This is a genomic window from Salipaludibacillus agaradhaerens (assembly GCF_002019735.1).
In the GTDB taxonomy this organism is placed as follows: domain Bacteria; phylum Bacillota; class Bacilli; order Bacillales; family Salisediminibacteriaceae; genus Salipaludibacillus; species Salipaludibacillus agaradhaerens.
Genome location: NZ_KV917378.1, coordinates 634,765 through 648,423, shown reverse-complemented (window position 1 = coordinate 648,423; position 13,659 = coordinate 634,765). Strand labels below are relative to the sequence as shown.

General features: G+C 36.4%; 15 protein-coding genes and 1 riboswitch. Of the genes, 11 read left to right on the top strand and 4 right to left on the bottom strand.

Features of this window, described 5'->3' with window-relative positions:
* Positions 1–4: 4 nt before the first annotated feature.
* A complete protein-coding gene (locus tag BK581_RS02985; RefSeq protein WP_078576764.1) occupies positions 5–433 on the top strand; it encodes a bactofilin family protein in 429 nt (142 codons plus the stop codon).
* 273 nt (positions 434–706) lie between these two features.
* Positions 707–2,428 (top strand): DUF2207 domain-containing protein, encoded by a 1,722-nt coding sequence (locus BK581_RS02980; protein WP_078576763.1) that lies wholly within the window; start codon positions 707–709, stop codon positions 2,426–2,428.
* 112 nt (positions 2,429–2,540) lie between these two features.
* Here BK581_RS02980 and BK581_RS02975 read toward each other — a convergent pair whose 3' ends face one another.
* Both BK581_RS02975 and BK581_RS02970 read right to left on the bottom strand, forming a co-directional pair.
* Positions 2,541–3,023: a glutathione peroxidase gene (locus tag BK581_RS02975; protein WP_078576762.1), complete on the bottom strand. Its 483-nt coding sequence runs from the start codon at positions 3,021–3,023 to the stop codon at positions 2,541–2,543.
* A gap of 107 nt (positions 3,024–3,130) precedes the next feature.
* Positions 3,131–3,736 (bottom strand): 3'-5' exonuclease, encoded by a 606-nt coding sequence (locus BK581_RS02970; protein WP_169837508.1) that lies wholly within the window; start codon positions 3,734–3,736, stop codon positions 3,131–3,133.
* A gap of 625 nt (positions 3,737–4,361) precedes the next feature.
* A riboswitch (cyclic di-GMP riboswitch) is annotated at positions 4,362–4,444 on the top strand.
* Between the two features lie 22 nt (positions 4,445–4,466).
* Here BK581_RS02970 and sda point away from each other — a divergent pair.
* The 4 genes from sda (at position 4,467) to rlmN (ending at position 7,720) form a co-directional block, all read left to right on the top strand.
* The gene (gene sda / locus BK581_RS02965) at positions 4,467–4,673 is read left to right on the top strand and encodes a sporulation histidine kinase inhibitor Sda (protein WP_078576760.1); all 207 of its coding nucleotides are present in this window, start codon (positions 4,467–4,469) and stop codon (positions 4,671–4,673) included.
* Positions 4,674–4,769: 96 nt separating this feature from the next.
* Positions 4,770–4,943: a YozQ family protein gene (locus BK581_RS02960; RefSeq protein ID WP_078576759.1), complete on the top strand. Its 174-nt coding sequence runs from the start codon at positions 4,770–4,772 to the stop codon at positions 4,941–4,943.
* 207 nt (positions 4,944–5,150) lie between these two features.
* A complete protein-coding gene (locus BK581_RS02955) occupies positions 5,151–6,383 on the top strand; it encodes an arginine deiminase (protein WP_078576758.1) in 1,233 nt (410 codons plus the stop codon).
* A gap of 254 nt (positions 6,384–6,637) precedes the next feature.
* Complete coding sequence (gene rlmN / locus BK581_RS02950) at positions 6,638–7,720, top strand: dual-specificity RNA methyltransferase RlmN (protein WP_078576757.1); 1,083 nt, start codon at positions 6,638–6,640, stop codon at positions 7,718–7,720.
* A 52-nt stretch (positions 7,721–7,772) separates the two neighbouring features.
* Here the strand turns inward: rlmN and BK581_RS02945 are convergent, their stop codons facing one another.
* Positions 7,773–8,078 carry a hypothetical protein gene (locus BK581_RS02945; RefSeq protein WP_078576756.1) on the bottom strand — a complete coding sequence of 102 codons (306 nt, stop codon included), beginning with the start codon at positions 8,076–8,078 and terminating at the stop codon, positions 7,773–7,775.
* Positions 8,079–8,101: 23 nt separating this feature from the next.
* Complete coding sequence (locus BK581_RS02940) at positions 8,102–8,413, bottom strand: hypothetical protein (protein WP_078576755.1); 312 nt, start codon at positions 8,411–8,413, stop codon at positions 8,102–8,104.
* Between the two features lie 193 nt (positions 8,414–8,606).
* Here BK581_RS02940 and BK581_RS02935 point away from each other — a divergent pair, with 193 nt between their 5' ends.
* From BK581_RS02935 to parE, 5 genes are all read left to right on the top strand, one after another.
* Positions 8,607–9,464: a S1 family peptidase gene (locus BK581_RS02935; protein ID WP_078576754.1), complete on the top strand. Its 858-nt coding sequence runs from the start codon at positions 8,607–8,609 to the stop codon at positions 9,462–9,464.
* Positions 9,465–9,659: 195 nt separating this feature from the next.
* On the top strand, positions 9,660–9,728 hold the full coding sequence (locus tag BK581_RS20545; protein WP_078579832.1) for a YjcZ family sporulation protein: 69 nt from the start codon (positions 9,660–9,662) through the stop codon (positions 9,726–9,728).
* Between the two features lie 791 nt (positions 9,729–10,519).
* Positions 10,520–10,942, top strand: coding sequence for a universal stress protein (locus BK581_RS02925; protein ID WP_078576753.1), 423 nt, complete (start codon positions 10,520–10,522; stop codon positions 10,940–10,942).
* Positions 10,943–10,962: 20 nt separating this feature from the next.
* Positions 10,963–11,373 carry a CoA-binding protein gene (locus tag BK581_RS02920; RefSeq protein ID WP_078576752.1) on the top strand — a complete coding sequence of 137 codons (411 nt, stop codon included), beginning with the start codon at positions 10,963–10,965 and terminating at the stop codon, positions 11,371–11,373.
* Between the two features lie 309 nt (positions 11,374–11,682).
* Positions 11,683–13,659, top strand: a complete 1,977-nt coding sequence (gene parE, locus BK581_RS02915) for a DNA topoisomerase IV subunit B (protein ID WP_078576751.1) — start codon at positions 11,683–11,685, stop codon at positions 13,657–13,659.

Here is a 13,659-nt window from a genome sequence, read left to right as displayed (position 1 = left end):
CACTATGTTTTCAAATAAGAAAAATGAAAAAAAATTAAGTGAAGTTTCTACGATAATTGGCGAAGAGACCGTGTTTAAAGGAAGTTTGGACGTTAATTCGAGCGTCAGAATTGATGGCCAAGTAGATGGTGATGTGACTTGTTACGGAGATGTTACAATCGGGAAGACAGGTCGTGTTGAAAACGACTTAAAGGCTCGTAATTTATTTTTAGCTGGGGCAGTAAAAGGGAATGTAAAAGTTGAAGGCAAAATTCATATTTATGATACTGGCTCATTGGAAGGCAAGGCTGAAATGAGTACGATTATTATTGAAGAAAAAGGGAGATTCCACGGGGAAAGTATTATGACTGGTACCGTATCATCCACTGAAGAATCTTCTAAAGTTCTAGAGATAGAAGAAGCGAAAGCACCCAAAAGTGATTCCTCATCTTAAATATTAACATCATAAACTAACCGCCTTGTGTTCTGACAACACAAGGCGGTTAGTTTATGAGGCTAAAATATGAAACTTATTCAGAAGTTTAGCCTTTTAAAATAAATGAATTAAGGAGCAGGCAATATGACATGTTTATCACAGGTAACCAGCCTTAAACCTCCCTGCTCAAAATGGAGAGTGGGAGGTAATGTCCTGCTTGATATGTCTTGTTGTTAGAGAATATGAAACATTTTGGTGGAAACTACCGTATGACTATAAGAGGTGAGTTTTATGTATAAATTTATTTTAACGTATGCAGCAGTTATCATGATTATAGTCGGTCTTCCTACTATCGCAAAAGCAGCTGACTATTCAATTGAGGAAGTCGTGATCCATGCACACATTCAAGAAGACGGTAGTGTGTATGTAGAAGAAACTTTTTTATACTCATTTACGGACGAATTTAATGGCATAATTAGAACGTTAAATCCTAAGAAAGGAACAACTATTCGTGATATTGAAGCTTTCGAAAACGGAACACCTTTAACTATTGACACAAAGCATGATATAGAGCACTATATTTCTCGCCATGGGCATAACGAGAAAATTGAAATTGATATTCATTATCGTATTGATAATGGTATGGATTTTTATGAAGATATGGTCGAATTTTACTGGCCTTTTTTCGATAGTACTAATGAATCTACTTATGAAGATCTAACAATCGCTATCTATCCTCCAGACAAAAGCGCTAACACATTAGCTATTGGCTATGATGAAGGAGAAAACACAGAAATTATTCAGGAAGACGGCTCAGTTATTTTTAGCATGGGGGAAGTGAAGTCAGGGAGAAATGGTGATGTACGGGTCGCTTTTGATAAAGTACTTTTCCCAGGAGTATCTGTTACAAAAGAAGGCTTTCTGGAAACAGACATAAGGAGTGAACAAGAGGAGCGGGCCGATGAAGCTGCTACATATGCTGCACGGCAGCATATAATAAAACATACGGCTTTTATTGCCTTACCGATAATAGGCCTTATATATTTTATCGTTATTCTCACTGTTATAAAAGGGAATCACCATAGAAAACAAGCTGTCAATTATTTGCAGAATAATGATGAAATACCGGTAACAGACATGACCATGCCTGAAACAATCGTCTTTTATAACCGCTATGCAGTTACAGCGGAAGTGTTAACAGCTTCCTTGCTAGATCTCGTGCGACTTAAAAAAGTGGAACAACTAGAGAGCAACACATTTCGGTTGAAAGACAGAACAGATTTAGAAGAAGACGAAAAAATATTAGTATCTTGGCTATTTGATGACATAGGAGACGGAGAAATATTTAAGTTAGCTGACTTCAATGCCTATTACACTGTTGAAGATAACGGGACCCATTTTGAAAAAAAGCAGACTTCATGGACACAAGCTATCGTTAATAAACTAAAAGATAAGAAACTAACAGTTAAAATGGGGAAGCTCCGCTCTTTACTAGCTGTTTCAAGTTTACTACCGATTGGATTGGCGATTGCATGTTTAATGTACAAACTTATTTTCCCGTCTATTAGCGCCGTGGTGATAAGTCTCTTCATTTTAGGATTCACAATTTTTTATACCCCAAAAACAGAGAAGGGTTGGTATGTCCATTTAGCTTGGGATCGTTTTTATAATCATCTATCACAGATGAATACGCAAGATTGGAAGAAATGGCCTCAAGAAAAACAAATGAAAGCCTTCGTATTTGGCTTAGGCGTTCACAATCATTCTGTAGAGAAAATAGCTAAAGAGATTCAATCATATTTAGATAATATTAATAAGCTGTCTTTAAAGGGACCGTCTTCAGATATATCGAACGGAGTAGTCACATTTATGCTGGTCGGTATGGCCATTAACAAAGACTTTAAACGGACTGTATCTGCCAATGAATCTGCTGGTTTAGACAGTAATGGAAACAATAGTATTGGTGGTGGAACTGGAGTTGGGGGTGGCGGAGGAGGTTCAGGCGCATTTTAATTAGTTTCATTTCTTTCTAACGATGTAAGGTTTAAATCTCCTTTAAAAAAGCGGCCCGTCAATTATGGGCCGTTTCAGTTAGTGCGAGTATCCGATTCTCATTTAGTGGATATTAAGATTGAAGTAATTGATTTATATCAGTTTCTATTTTTTTTGGGGAGGTCTGAGGGGAATATCGTTTAATAACCTCACCATCTCGATTAATAAGAAATTTAGTGAAATTCCATTTTATTTCTTTACTTAACATCCCTTTTTCTTTTTCCTTCAGGTGTTTGTAAAGTGGATGTGCTGAAGGGCCGTTAACGTTAATTTTCTTAAATAATGGAAAGGTAACGCCGAAATTGATTTCGCACGCAGATTCCATTTCATCATCCTCTAATGGTTCTTGGTTCATAAATTGATTAGAGGGAAACCCTAATACTTCTAAACCATCAGCTTTATATTGTTCATAAAGAGCTTGTAATTCTTTAAATTGCGGTGCCAGCCCACACTTCGTCGCTGTATTCACAATGAGAACAACTTTACCTTTATATTCCTCTAGACTTACCTCATCACCATTAGGCTTTTGTACAGTGAAATTATGAATTGTTGTCATTAGCGCGCTCCTCCTAAATAAACACTATTACACTATTTATATTTAATCACTTGAGAGGTTAATCTAGCAAGAAACATGCTTCGTTTCTTTGAACATAATTATTGTCTTCATTTTGCTAATTGTTTCTTTTTATTCATGGCCGGCGTCAGAGAAAGACCAGGTGAGAGGATACCGTTGTAAAGCTTGATTTTTTCAAAGAAAGCGTCGTTTTCAAAAGTATTATGTATTTCAGCTGCTTTTAGTACGATTTGTGCGGCTACTTGGGCATCTTCAAGAGCATGGTGATGATTAAATGTCATATCTAATTCAGCTGCTATCGTATTAAGCTTAAAATTGTAAAACTCAGGCCATGTTTTTTTCGCAATAGCCACGGTACAATTGTATAGCATTGAAGGGTAAGGCAAGCCAATAGCTTGTAAGGAGCTCTTTAAAACGCTTATATCAAAAGAAGCATTATGAGCTACGACTAAACTATTTTCAAAGTAATGAGCGAGATCAGACCAAACATCACTAAATAATGGGGCGTTCTTAACATCCTCCCATGTGATTCCATGGACTCTCTCACAAAAGGGATCAAAGTATGAATTTCTCGGTCTGATAAGTGTGTAAACTTCATCAACAATACAATCGTCAATAACTTGAACTAGTCCAATGGCGCAAGCACTATCACGTTGCCTGGAAGCTGTTTCAAAGTCAATCGCTATAAAATTCATTAAAAGCCTCCTAAAGAACATACGTTTCCTATAGAATATCAGCTCTATCGGCAAAATAAAAGGGGGACATTACATTCTGACTTAGAATTGGTCATATAGTGTTATCCGAACACCACTAACTTGGTTTACTTTGACACCGAATCATGACAGAGACACTGTCTATATTAATAACGGTAAGTTCGTAGCGACGTCACACCCTTTTATGCGAGTTGAGTCATGTTTTTCTTTTTTAATAACGGACATTTTTTATTAATTTACAATAATATTCGTTATATGGAGCGTGACATTGGATTATGACATTCATTCAGTTAACTAAATCTATTAAAAATTGGTATTATATTAACCAGGTAATAGTGAAAAGTAACAGTTTACATATTCTAATAATAAAAAATGCCTTTTAATGGGACTTATGACTACCCCTACGGCTTAATTATTCAAAAATAATGGGGCTATATTTAAGTTATTTCTCATCCTTTTGGACGATATTTCCCCAATTCATAAAAAAGTAAGTTAAATCACATTTTATTTACTATAAACTATGATATAATACCTTTTGATATTGGGATATTTTTGCATTACTAATATGAACAGTTAGTGAGTAGAGGCATAAAATTAAGGGATTTATACTACTTACGGGAGCGATGAAAAACTATTTGTAATTGGGCACTTGAATAGTTTGGAGCTGCTAGTGCAACCGACCTGAGTAAATAAAGAAGGGGAGGTTTGTACATTGACTTCATCAATTAAGCGTTTAAATAGCGATCAATTATTGGAAGTGTATACACATGCGAAAGAACTTGGCTTAGAAACAGAATTCATTAAAATACTTGAAAATGAATTAGAAAGTAGAAAAATATATACTAAAAGCCATACACCTACAACACCTAATTGTCGTAAAATAAACCATGTGGTAAGTAAAACTCATTACTCCAGTTAATGTCACAAATACCGTTTACTTTTCTCCTAACTGTTCGCATAGTTTTCTTTACTTGCTTTCATACTAGTTATAAAACCAAGTAAGGAAGGTGATTTTATGCGAAAAAAGAGTAACCTTACAGGACATGTCGTGGGGGATAGGCACTTCCATTATGAAGATGACAAAAAAAAGGATGAGTTTTCTAGTGGTGTGTCAACGGTTCATGAACAACTGGAAGATAGTTATAACGTTGGAACAGTCGATCATAAGAAAACGGATAATAACAAATAATGATTCACTGATCTTAATCTCATTTTTTTAGCTTAACTGTTATCTTTTATTACCTCCATTTATAGCGGAGGTAATTTTTGGTTTTAAGATGTTTATAATAAAACATTATCGGAAGGTTATTTAACGATTATCGCGCAAATAATGTTAAGAGGGTATAATTAAGGTATATTTCTTAAAATTAGATAAGTCAGAAAGGAAGATTAGTTTATGACAACTCCCTTTAGGATTTTTTCAGAAATTAATGAGTTAGAGAAAGTGATTGTGCATCGGCCCGGAAAAGAAATAGAAAACCTATCCCCAGAGTATATGGAAGAATTATTGTTTGATGATATTCCTAATTTAAGAATTGCGCAACGTGAACACGATGAATTTGTAAAAGCTTTATCATCAAAAGGGGCAGAGGTCGTCTATTTAACAGATATGGCTACGGAAGCGCTTAAAGAAGAACATGTCAGAAAAAAATTTATTACTGAATTTCTTCATGCCTCATTAAAACATTTGAGGTATGACAGCGGTATTTATTATAGCTTAGAAGAATTTCTAGTATCTAAACCACCTGCTGAACTCGTTGAAACAGTGATTAGTGGCGTTAGAAGAAATGAAGTGGATGTGAAATCGGAATACTTGATGGCTGAGATGATTAATCATGATTTTCCGTTTTATTTAGATCCTTTACCAAACATGTATTTCACTAGAGACCCCGCAGCTATCATTGGTGAGTCTATTTCCTTAAATTTAATGGACCAAAAGGCTCGCAAGAATGAGACGCTATTCTTAAAATATATCGTAAAACATTCCCATGATTATGTTAATAAAGATATACCTATTATTTATGATAAGGACGATGGTTTTCCTATTGAAGCAGGTGATATTCTCATCTTATCACCGGATGTTATAGCAATTGGTATTAGTGCACGTACAAGTCCCCATGCCATAGAAAAATTATTTAGAAATTTAAGAACACTGAAAACAGGCTTTAAGAAAGTAATTGCGATTCAAATACCGAAAAAAAGAGCTTTTATGCATTTAGATACCGTTTTTACACAAGTTGATATTGACAAATTTACGATTCATCCCACTGTGATGAAAATTGCCGCGGAAATGGACATTTACATCCTTCAAGAGAATAAAGACGGTGAGATCGAAGTAGAAAAAAGAAATGACTTAACAAAAACACTTAAAGAATGTCTTGCACTTGAAGAGGTGACACTTATACCAGTCGGAGACGGTCAAGCTATTGAAGCGGCACGAGAACAATGGAATGACGGCAGTAATACATTTGCCCTTGCTCCAGGGACAATCATCACATATGATCGAAATTATGTCACAAACGATACGTTAAGAGCGCACGGGATTAATGTGATTGAAGTTCCCAGTTCCGAATTAGCAAGAGGTCGTGGAGGACCGCGTTGTATGACGATGCCATTAAAACGAAAGTAATGTATTCCTCCCCTATGCGTCATTTTAATATATGATTGTTCTTAAAAACGAGAGGCATCGTGTAAATAAGTATAAAGCTGTCGTGTAACACCAAATCTTGCTTGAATTGTGAGATGAAAATTGAGATAATAGCTGTTGGTTTAAAAAGAGGATCTCGTATTTTATGAGTCGTTCACATAAAAGATGTCTCAGTTTGAACTACTAAGATTATTGGTAGAGCTATCATTATAAATAAAGTGAAATGAGGGGTTAAAATGACGAAACCATCGATTTACGGTTTAACATTTGACCAATTAAAAGAGTGGTTTACAGAAAAAGGGGAAAAGCCATTCCGCGCTTCTCAAGTGTGGGACTGGTTATATATCAAGCGTGTTACCTCATTTAATGAGATGACGAATTTAAAAAAAGACTGTATTCAATTACTTGAAAATCATTTTGTGATTCAATCACTTCAATTACATTCAAAGCAAGTTTCAAGTGATGGCACTGAAAAATTCCTATTCAAACTAAGTGATGGTAATTTAATTGAAACTGTATTAATGCGTTTTGATTACGGTGCTTCCGTTTGTGTGACAACGCAAGTAGGGTGTAATATTGGGTGTAGTTTTTGTGCAAGTGGCTTATTGTCTAAAGATCGTGATTTAACCAGTGGTGAAATTGTCCAACAAATTATGAACGTACAACATAGTATGGATGAGACAGGAAAAGGAGAACGTGTTAGCCATATTGTAGTAATGGGAATCGGCGAACCATTTGATAATTATACTCATTTAATGAATTTCCTCCGGATCGTGAACAGTGATAAAGGATTAGCTATTGGTGCACGACATATTACCGTTTCTACGAGTGGAATTATTAAAAAGATATATGACTTTGCAGATGAAGATTTTCAAGTGAACCTTGCAGTTTCTTTACATGCTCCAAATAATGAGTTGCGCACGCAAATTATGAAAATTAATAAAGCCCAGCCGATTGAAAAACTCATGGAAGCAGTTGATTATTACTTAAAGAAGAGGAACAGGCGTATTACATTTGAATATATTCTACTGGATGGTGTGAATGATCAGCCAGAGCATGCACAGCAATTAGTAGAGCTTATTAAGGATAAGAAAAAGCTAACTTATGTTAACTTGATTCCTTATAACCCTGTTGATGAATATATCCAATACAAACAAAGCCAAAAAGGGGCCATACTCACGTTTTATGATATTTTGATGAAAAATGGTATTCAATGTGGTGTTCGGCATGAACAAGGCTCTGATATTGATGCGGCCTGTGGGCAATTAAGAAGTAAACAAATGAGAAAAGATCGCGAAAAAGCGAAAGCCAGAAGTTAATAATCGGTAAAAAACCGGGACTCTACCCTGCAAAGGTAGGCGTCCCGGTTTTTTATTGACCGATTGCCATCGTGAAGAAAATCAGTAATATAACAGGCAGAATGATCGCTACTAAGCAAAGGAATAGTACTAGTAAACTGAGTCGCTTGCCAACTTTATTTTTTTCCACTGTGTCCATTATACCTACAAGAGACAAAATAATCGTTAACACGAAGGAAAATAAAGTTATATCCCAATCTTGATAGAAAGAAAAGGCAGTAAAAACTAACATCCCAGCTGATAAAATGGCTATAAAACTAAATGAACGATGATTTGAATCTAAAGACGTTAGTTCTTGTTTTGCTGAAGGGGTTTCCATGTTTTTCAGTCCTTTTAAATCGGCTAATTATGGATAGATTGGTATAAAAAATAACCATACACAAGCAGCCCAATGGTGACCAGCCAAACAAGTAAGTTAACAACAAGTGCTACTACTGCTAAAACTTTTCCTTTTTGTGTCGGCGTTCTTAATTCTACTAAAGCAATGATTGAGAAAATAATGGCAACAAAACTTAACAACAAACTCACTGGAAATTTCACTGTTGCAACAATGAGCGTAGTCACGGTTAAAGCTATCGCGATCATGGCTTTAAAGTTATAGGTATTTTTTTTAGTCGGTAGTATATGGTCGGTTTCAGTTGTGGTGTTAGTCATGTAATATCCTCCTGTGATTAATACGTCCCAACAAAGTTTACAGGAATATCACTATAATCACAATCCTCTCTTTTTCCTATTATGAAAAAAAGGCGGGCGTTGATCTTTTGGCAACAAATTATGATACGATAAAATTACGTATTAATTCTTAACGACATTTTATATGAGATAAACTTTATTAAAAAAGGAGGTGATGACGATTACTGACGACCGTAATAACGATGCTTCAAAAAGCGATCAAAAGAAAGATAAAGAGGAATTAAACGATCAACCAGAAGAAGAGTTATTTTTTGACGGAGAGCATTATTATACTAAAGAAGAATTTTTTAATCCTGATGATGAGGAAGAAGGCCAGACAAGGAAGCCTAGACGGGGACTAAAAATAACGATAGCAGCTTTTATAACGGTGGCGCTCTTAAGTAATGTGTTTGCCATCTGGCCGCAGCTGTTTAATTTTCCAGCAATGGAATTCATTGCTGTCTCTCAAGAATTATCTAATAATGAGGACGTGCAACTGTATAAAGAGTCCGTTGTTGTGATTAGGTCTGGTAATAGTAAAGGCACCGGCTTTTATATATCTGAGAATGGGTATATTATGACGAATGAACATGTTGTAAGTGATTATCCTCAAGCAACCGTTTCATTTGAAAATGGCGCTAGTTATACAGCTGATGTTATTGAGACTGATCCTGAACGAGATGTTGCTATCTTACATATTGAAACAGACGTTAGTTATCCTGTGTTAGATTTTGCTGAAGAGTGGGTAGCAGGTATGTCAATTTATGTCATAGGCAACCCATTGTTTTTTAATTTTATTGCTAACCAAGGCAAGGTAACAGGAACAACTGATTTTGGTAACAAAAACAGCTCATCGCTCGTACTAGACGCCCCTATCTATCATGGGAGCAGTGGAAGTCCTGTCATAAGAGAAGACGGAAAAGTTGTAGGGATTGTGTATGCCACAACGCGATTAGAGGATACCGATGGATCAACTAGAAAAGTCGGTCTTGCTATACCTACAGAAGAACTATCAGAATATGTAGATTATTGATACAGTCCAAAATCAGTGGAAGTTTTCGCTCTTCTCTTATTGATAGTTGAGTGAATTTCTCCTCTCTCTTTTGAACCGGGATGTTTATCTGTGTGATAAACATTTTTACTTGAGACAACATTTGTCCAATCATAAGGCATTTTTCACCATACATTAATAGTGTGAAGGGTTACTTCATGAATAGGTGGTGATCTTATGCTATTTTTGTTGGTGGTCGTCATGTTTGTCCTTTTAATTATTGTTGGTGTGGCCTACAGAAAATAAAATTACCAATCAGTGGGCGTTTTCGTTCTTCTCCCACTGATTGGTAGTTGAGGCAATCAGAATATTACCGTTTTCTCTCCTCTCTGTTATTAATGCAGGGGTTTTATGGACGGTTATCTGTAATAAAATCCTACCATCAAAGAGCGGTCATACAAGTATGGCTGCTTTTTAAGAGGTCGAATTTTGTTTAACTAGAAGTTCAACTGAGTCAGTAAGTGTTTGTATTTGTCCTATATCGCTTAAAAAGCTATCGAAAAAATCGTTAATTTTAGTTATCACCAACATAATTTAAGTCAAACATCATCGTGTTTTTTGGTTTTTCATGTCTATTTTTGCTTAATGTTGATCGGGCCCCCTTGTGACAATAGGGGCCTAATGCTTAACAACATTTAAAAATCATTGTATACCATAATCTAACATATATTTATTTTGATCTAATTGGAATGACCACGAAACTAGCAGGTCAAAAGCCTTCATAATCTGTATCACGTTGACACTAAATTAGTATAAAGCCGTTTAGTTATGACTTTAAAGGTGAATAAAACTAAGTAGATTTATTCAAAAACGAGCTGATCAAACATATTCTAATCAAATTAGAAGGTATCATACCTAAGTGTTTGATCTGTGGGAAGTGAATGAGCAACGAGAAATATAGCCACATATAAAGAGAAAGTTCCAACAAATGAACTTGCTAAACCACGGTTATTGGGGAATTGTTATTGACATGGCATAGGCGATCAGTCATTAATTGACTATAATAGAGTTATAATGAGTGGTCAGGGGGGAAAGCCATGTTTAAACGCATATTATTAGCTGGAGATGGGTCAGCTCATTCGTTAAGGGCGACTGATAAAGCAATAGATATTGCCAGAAAGACGCCAGATGCTGTTGTAACGCTTATTCATGTCATAGACGACATTCCAGTGAGGTCGGAAGTGATTGAAACCGAGATACCTTGTAGGACCGTGCCGGAACATCGAAAAGCACAAGTAGCAAGTACTGAAGAAAAGGTTACTCTAGCAAATATCCCCTTAAATGTGAAGTATATATATGGGGAACCAGGGACTGCTATTGTGAGAGAAGCAACGACAGAAAGCTATGACTTAGTGGTGATTGGTAGCCGTGGACTTAATCAGTTCCAGCAAATGGTACTCGGTAGTGTGAGTCATAAAGTTGCTAAAAGAGTCCCTTGTCCTGTTCTTATCGTAAAATAGTTGAAAAGGAGTGTCATACATTGAACAACCCTTCAAGAGAGGTCATAAAAACAATTCTAGAAGAAGCAGAGCGCATTGCCATCGTTGGTTTATCAGATAACCCAGAAAGAACTTCATACCAAATAGCTGAAGCGTTATTAAGAGATGGATATGACATCATCCCAGTTAACCCTCACATTGACGAAGTCTTCGGTATAAAAGCTGTGGATAAGCTGACAGATATTGATGGCAAAATTGACATCGTCAATGTATTTAGACGTTATGAATTTGTGAAAGAAGTTGCTGAACAAACAATTTTAACAAACGCCAACGTATTTTGGACGCAATTAGGATTGTGGCATGAAGAGGCAGGTCAACTTGTAAAAGAAGCAGGTAAAACAGTCATTATGGACCGTTGTATAAAAGTGGAGCATGCGCTCCTTATTAAATAATAGATCGAACTATTGACGGCTAAATTGGCCGTCCTCTTTTTTGTTCAAAGAAAATTATTTTAGTATGACATACCAAAAAGTACATGTATTAGAATACTACGATGATTAAAATCAGGACTTTTCACTAAAAAAACAAGGGTGTTTCTTACGTAAATGTGGCATAGGCATTTGACAAAGTCACTATAAACCATATATTTTAAGTAAGTAACACCGCTTAGGTTTTTTAAAACTGATTATCGAAAGTCCTAAACAGTTATGGTATGTTAGATAATAGCTTAAGACGGGTTACGATAGAAAGGGGAAAAAGCAGTGTCCACTAAACCAACATTTGATTACAATGATGATGCGATACAAGTATTAGAAGGTCTGGAGGCAGTAAGAAAGCGACCAGGCATGTATATTGGTAGCACTGACCATCGCGGTCTCCATCATCTTGTTTTTGAAATAGTCGATAATTCGGTAGATGAAATTCTTGCAGGATTTGGTCAAACAATTACTGTTATAATACATAAAGATGATAGTATCAGTGTGAAGGATGAAGGGCGGGGTTTACCTACAGGCATGCATCATACAGGGAAACCTACTCCTGAGGTCATTTTAACAGTTCTTCATGCCGGTGGTAAATTCGGTCAAGGCGGTTACAAAACAAGTGGTGGCTTACATGGTGTTGGCGCCTCAGTCGTGAATGCTTTATCTGAATGGCTTGAGGTTACCATTCACCGTGGTGGAACGATCTATACGCAACGTTTTGAGGACGGTGGGAAGCCAGTTACGACGCTAGAAAAGGTAGGAACAACTAAAAAGACAGGAACTACTATTCACTTTAAACCGGATCCTACTATCTTTAGTACAACGTCATACAGTTATGACACATTGGCTGAACGACTTAGAGAATCAGCATTTCTACTAAAAAGCGTTAAAATAACCCTTATAGATGAGCGACCTGATAAAGAAACAAGTAAAGATGAATTTCAATTTGATACTGGTCTTGAAGCATTTGTCACATATTTAAATGAAGATAAAGAAACGTTACATCCAGTTGTATCTTTTCAAGGAGAACAAGAAGATATAGAAGTAGACTTTGCCTTTCAATATAACGACGGTTATACAGAGAACACTATTTCCTTTGTTAATAATGTTCGTACCAAGGATGGCGGTACACATGAATTAGGAGCCAAAGCTGCTGTGACACGTGTTGTCAATGAACACGCCCGTAAGCTGCAATTACTTAAAGAACGGGATAAAAATTTAGATGGCAACGATATTCGTGAAGGCTTTACAGCGATTGTGTCAGTGAGAGTTCCTGAAGAAAAACTTCAGTTTGAAGGGCAAACAAAAGGGAAGTTAGGCACACCAGTAGCTCGTTCAGCAGTTGACAATGTTATTTCTGAGAAACTGACTTTCTTTTTAGAGGAAAATCCAGAAATTAGTAATAATCTTATACGTAAAGCTATTAAAGCTGCTCAAGCGAGAGATGCAGCTCGAAAAGCACGTGAAGACGCAAGAAGTGGAAAAAAGAATAAACGCAAAGATGCGATGTTAAGCGGTAAACTGACGCCAGCGCAATCAAAAAATCCTGCGAGAAACGAACTTTACCTCGTTGAGGGTGATTCAGCTGGTGGTTCTGCGAAACAAGGACGTGACCGGAAATTCCAAGCCGTCCTACCATTGAGAGGTAAAGTGATCAACACTGAAAAAGCGAAATTAGCTGACATTATGAAAAATGAAGAAATTCGAACGATTATTTACGCCATTGGTGGAGACGTGGGAGCAGATTTTGATATCACAAATATTAACTATGACAAAGTTGTGATTATGACAGATGCTGATACAGATGGTGCCCATATCCAAGTCCTTCTCTTGACCTTTTTCTATCGGTATATGAGGCCTCTAATTGAAGCCGGGCGCGTGTACATTGCGTTACCACCGTTATATAAAGTGAGCAAAGGAAGTGGCAAAAAAGAAAAAGTTGAGTATGCTTGGGATGAAGACGGGTTAAAAAAGGCCATTAACAATGTTGGAAAAGGCTATATCATACAAAGATATAAAGGACTTGGAGAAATGGATGCTACACAACTTTGGGAAACAACGATGGATCCTGAGACTCGCACATTGGTAAGAGTGACCATCGACGATATTGCTCGAGCGGAGAGACACGTCTCTACATTAATGGGAGATAAAGTGGAACCACGCCGTAAATGGATTGAGCGTCATGTTATGTTTGGATTAGATGAAGAATCAAATATATTAGATAACGACAATTTGCAAGTAACAGAGGAGGAGTAA